Source organism: uncultured Anaerococcus sp., assembly GCF_937934665.1.
Lineage (GTDB): Bacteria > Bacillota > Clostridia > Tissierellales > Peptoniphilaceae > Anaerococcus.
The window spans coordinates 1-4251 of record NZ_CALGYW010000109.1 but is presented as its reverse complement, the minus strand read 5'-3'; the positions used below and the strand labels follow the sequence as shown (position 1 = coordinate 4251).

At 37.1% G+C, this 4251-nt stretch carries 6 protein-coding genes; 4 read left to right on the top strand and 2 right to left on the bottom strand.

The window, feature by feature from the left end; all coding sequences use genetic code 11:
• Positions 1-58: 58 nt before the first annotated feature.
• The gene (locus tag Q0410_RS05915) at positions 59-571 is read left to right on the top strand and encodes a nitroreductase family protein (protein ID WP_299034261.1); all 513 of its coding nucleotides are present in this window, start codon (positions 59-61) and stop codon (positions 569-571) included.
• Positions 572-762: 191 nt separating this feature from the next.
• On the opposite strand, the gene Q0410_RS05910 is transcribed toward Q0410_RS05915, so the two are convergent.
• Positions 763-999: a DUF2922 domain-containing protein gene (locus Q0410_RS05910; protein ID WP_299034258.1), complete on the bottom strand. Its 237-nt coding sequence runs from the start codon at positions 997-999 to the stop codon at positions 763-765.
• Between the two features lie 16 nt (positions 1000-1015).
• Entirely contained in the window at positions 1016-1231 is a 216-nt protein-coding gene (locus tag Q0410_RS05905) for a hypothetical protein (RefSeq protein ID WP_299034255.1), read from the bottom strand.
• Positions 1232-1387: 156 nt separating this feature from the next.
• Here Q0410_RS05905 and Q0410_RS05900 point away from each other — a divergent pair, with 156 nt between their 5' ends.
• From Q0410_RS05900 to Q0410_RS05890, 3 genes are read left to right on the top strand one after another with little or no spacing between them, the layout of a single operon-like run.
• Complete coding sequence (locus Q0410_RS05900; RefSeq protein ID WP_299034252.1) at positions 1388-1690, top strand: helix-turn-helix transcriptional regulator; 303 nt, start codon at positions 1388-1390, stop codon at positions 1688-1690.
• A 16-nt stretch (positions 1691-1706) separates the two neighbouring features.
• Complete coding sequence (locus Q0410_RS05895) at positions 1707-1931, top strand: heavy-metal-associated domain-containing protein (RefSeq protein ID WP_299034247.1); 225 nt, start codon at positions 1707-1709, stop codon at positions 1929-1931.
• Positions 1932-3776 carry a heavy metal translocating P-type ATPase gene (locus Q0410_RS05890; protein WP_299034244.1) on the top strand — a complete coding sequence of 615 codons (1845 nt, stop codon included), beginning with the start codon at positions 1932-1934 and terminating at the stop codon, positions 3774-3776.
• The last annotated feature ends 475 nt before the right edge of the window (positions 3777-4251 follow it).

Sequence of the window (4251 nt, the reverse complement as noted above, 5' to 3'; positions counted from 1 at the left end):
AATTTTCTGTATCTAATTTTTGGGTATAAATATATTAAGTAGAAGAAAAGGAGAATTTATGAATTTTATTAAACTTGCTAAAGATCGTTATTCTTTAAAAAAATATGATGGTAGAGAGGTTCCTAAGGAAGATCTTGACCTTATTTTAGAGGCGGCCCGCTTGTCACCTACTGCCAAAAATTTGCAGAATTATTCTATTTATGTAGCCCAGTCTGATGAGGCTCTTAAGAAGGTTGATGAGGTGACTCCTTGCCGATATGGGGCTAGTACTGTATTTATGCTAACTTTCGATAAGAGAAAAGTCTATACCTATCCAGGTGGTAAGTATGACTCTGGTTTTGAGGATACTGCTATTATCGCGACCCATATTATCCTTGCTGCTAAGAGTCTCGGAGTTGATTCTTGCTGGATTAATAACTTAGATCCTGACCATGCCAAGGAAGTTTTTGGCCTTTCTGATGATGAAGTTGTAGTTTGCCTAATTGACTTGGGATATCCAGCTGAGGGAGCAGGTCCACTTGCTAAGCATGATGATAGAAAATCTATAGAAGAAGTAGTTAAATATATTTAGAAAATATTTCCCAGAGGGGGCTATAAAATTCCACTAATAAGTATTTAAAATTAGCTCTACACTATGAATATTATTAGCAACTGGCCCCCTCATTTTACTTCCTATATGGGTTAAAATTGTAAACCAATAAATATCTTAAGCTAATAATTATCTAACACAAAAGACCCCAGGTTTTTCCTGGGGTCTTTAACTTAGGCTTGGATAAGATCATAGGGTGATTTTTCTACAGTTTCCATTTCGGCGTTGGCCTTGGTGGTTAGTTTACCTTTCTTTGTTTCTAGAACCCCTGACTTAAGGATATTATCCATTGCAGTACTTATATCTGCGTCATTGTAGGATTCTTTTGGATAGTCAATTGCTATTGTTCTTTGGCTATTTGATGCGTCTTTGAAATATAGTTTTAATTTTCTCTTAATTGTTTTCTCCATTATTTACTCCTCCTTATTATACTTGTCCGCTTATGAGTTCTTCTTCGTTGGCCTTATAGATTGTATAAGTTATTTCATGACCATTTCCATTAATTAGTGATAGATAAGACTCGGTAAAGAGGTTATAATCCTCACTTTGACTAGCCTCATTTATCTGAGAAAAAGTCTTGGTATAGGCTTTTTTATTGACTCCTTCTATATCTTTTATTTCGTATTTAATTTTGATTTTCATAAAAACTCCTTTTTTTGTTTTTTATTGGCGCCGTACTAATAAGTAGAAAATTTTGCCTAAATGTCCCGAAAATATTGACAATTATTTTATATATGTTACAATATTCATATGAAGAGATAATCATATGTTTAATAAAAAATGCGAAAAGGAGGGTGGATGAAGATAGATATAGATAATATTTCGGATAATATCTTAATTGATTTGGCTGATCTTTTTAAGGTTTTTTCAGATTCGACTAGGATTAGAATCATGTATAAGCTTTTTGATGGGCCAGTAAGCGTAGGTGATATAGCAGAAAGCCTTGACATGAGCCAGTCGGCTATAAGCCACCAGCTTAGAAATCTCAAGGAAAATAAGCTTGTTAAAAGTGAAAGAAATGGCAAGTCCATCCTATATTCCCTTCTTGATGAGCATGTAAAATTAATTATAGAAATCGGTCTAGAGCATATTTGTGAGTAGATAGAAAGGATATATTATGAAGAAGAAATATAAATTTGAAGGTCTTAAATGCGCTAATTGTGCAGCTAAAATCGAAGAATCCATCTCCAAACTGGATGGAGTAGAAAATGTTAGGGTATCCTACCTAGCTGAAAAGGTCAAATTTGACCTTGCAGATGATATCGATCTAGAAAATCTTATAGCTAAGTCAAATGAAATTGCAGATAAGATTGAACCAGGTTCTGTAATAGTGGTGAAATAGATGTTTAAGTCAATGACAGATGAGCACAAGAAGACTCTAGCTCAGCTTATAGCTATAGTTCTTGCTAGCTTCCTCCTAGCTTTTTTTACCAAAGATAGGTCTAAAAGTATTTGGATAATCCTTGCCTTTCTAATTCTTTACCTATTAGCAGCCTGGGAAGTTTTAAAGGAAGCCTTTGAAGGGCTTAGGCGCGGCCAGGCTTTAGATGAAAATTTCCTTATGACTATAGCTACAGTTACAGCCTTTTTGATAGGAGATTATCTTGAAGCCATAGCTGTTATGGTGTTTTACGGCTTTGGTGAACTTTTTGAAGAGATAGCTACCCATTCTTCTAAGGAAAATATCAAGGGGCTTTTAGACCTTGTGCCAGATTTAGCAAATAAGGTGCTAGATGATGGGACAGTAGAAGAAATCGACCTTGATGATGTAGAAGTAGACGATATTCTTATGGTTCGTGACGGGGAAAAAGTCGGAGTCGACGGAGTTATTATCGAAGGATCTGCCCTTGTAGACACATCTTCTGTCACAGGAGAATCCATGCCAGTAGAAGTAGGCGTTGGTGATGAGATTATATCCTCATCTATCCTAAGTCAGGGGATAATCAAGTATAGGGCTAGCAAAGAATTTGACGATTCAGTTGCGGCCAAGATTATCGAACTAATCGAAGATAGTCACATGTCAAAATCTGAAAGTGAAAGATTAATAACCAGGTTTGCGAGGATCTACACCCCGATAGTAGTTGGATTTGCAGTCCTTCTTGCCCTTATCCCACCTATATTTATGGGTGGAGACTGGTCAGACTATCTTTTGAGGGCAGCAACCTTCCTAGTCTTATCCTGTCCATGCGCCCTAGTACTCTCAGTCCCACTTTCCTTTATGTCAGGCCTGGGACTTGCAAGTAGGGAAGGAATTTTGATAAAAGGCAGCCAATTCCTAGAGGAATTAGATGCAGCAGACATACTCCTAACAGATAAAACTGGAACCCTTACAACTGGTGAATTTGTTGTAAAAGATATAGAATTTTTATCTGACTATGATAAGCAAAGAGCCCTTGATTATATCTACAATATCGAGACAATGTCTACCCATCCTATAGCCAGGGGTATAGTAAAATCGCTAAAAAGATCTGAAAAACCGGACCTCTTTAAATCCATTGATAACAAAAGCGGTCTGGGGGTAGTAGCAGAAAGTAAAGATGGCGAAGAAGTAAAAATCGGTTCAGCGAGATTTATCGGCATAGAAAATGAAGAAGTAAGAGCAGTTTATTTAGGAATTGATGGCAAGCCAGTAGCTAGGGTCATCATAGAAGATGAAATTAAAAAAGCTAGTAAAGAGACTATCGAAGAACTCAAAAAAGATTTCAAAAAAATAGCAGTAGTATCTGGTGATAGCCAAGGCCCTGTAAGAGATTTGGCAAAAGAATTAGATCTAACTGACTACTATGCAGGACTACTTCCAAAAGATAAGCTAGATGTTATGGAAAAATTTAAACAAGAGGGACATAAACTAGTCTTTGTGGGAGACGGCATCAACGATGCCCCAGTCCTCAAAAATGCAGACGTGGGTATCTCCATGGGAGAGACAGCATCAGATCTCGCTATAGAATCATCAGACATCCTAATAGCTAATGGTGAATTTAAAGAACTATCAAAACTAATGAAAATAACAAAGCTCACCAACTCCACAGTAAGGCAAAATATCACCTTTATAATGCTAGTAAAAATAGTCATCCTACTCCTAGGATTATTTGGCTATGCTTCTATGTGGCTTGCAATATTTGGAGATGTTGGAGTGTCAATAATAGCTATATTGTGGGCAATGAGGATACTCAAAAAAAGGTTATGAAAATAGCTTTTTTTTGTGATTTTTTTAGTTAAAGATGCTTTTATCTTTTATAGAATTTTGATCATTCACATGACCACTCCGTAACTGGGGAAAACCCAAGGGACCTTCCGCAGGGTCCCTCACTGGTTTCCCCCAGGCCCCTTTTCCGCTACACCCCCGAGCGGCTCCTTGAGCGGAGTGCGGATAGGGAAGCTTGCTTTTCGCAAGCTTTTTTACTAGAGGGGATGTCCTTGTATGTGTTTACGTATATCCTTACTACCATTCTAATATTCGGGTCACTAAAAACTGATAACTCGCTTACGCTCAAACAATCAGTTTTCTTAACGTGACCCTCTATTAGAATTTAGACCTCGGTCTTAAGAGAATTGGTCTCGGGGTACATATAGTATTTAGGCTCATTTAGCTTTCGCCAAACATTGCTAGATGTGTTTTGCATTCAAAAACGAAGAGTTGAAAACTTAAGACCTAGAATTTT